The sequence below is a fragment of the Rhizobium ecuadorense genome (genome assembly GCF_001187535.1).
Taxonomy (GTDB): Bacteria; Pseudomonadota; Alphaproteobacteria; order Rhizobiales; family Rhizobiaceae; genus Rhizobium; species Rhizobium ecuadorense.
In genome coordinates, this window is record NZ_LFIO01001428.1 from 1 (window position 1) to 214 (window position 214).

The 214-nt window shown below is 55.6% G+C and carries 1 protein-coding gene; it reads right to left on the bottom strand.

Going from position 1 to position 214, the window contains the following annotated elements; translation table 11 throughout:
- Nucleotides 1-192: hypothetical protein (locus AF337_RS44675; RefSeq protein WP_210168086.1), on the bottom strand; the 192-nt coding region annotated here is incomplete at its 3' end.
- Between the last annotated feature and the right edge of the window lie 22 nt (nt 193-214).

A 214-nucleotide genomic window follows, 5' to 3' on the forward strand; every position in this document is an offset into this window, starting at 1 on the left:
AATCAGTTGGTACGGAGATTCCCACCTTTCCTGTCGGAAGGCCTGGTAGATGGGCGAGACCTCGCGCAGGGGCTCTTTGTTGATGATTTGACGTTGTGGCCAGACGCAGGAATATCGAACGAGAGCTCCGTCGTCTTCGAGTTTTCGTACCACTCCGGCCGCAAAATTGTCGAAGTCTTCGACGGCGGACACGACATGGAACCTGCCTGGAGAC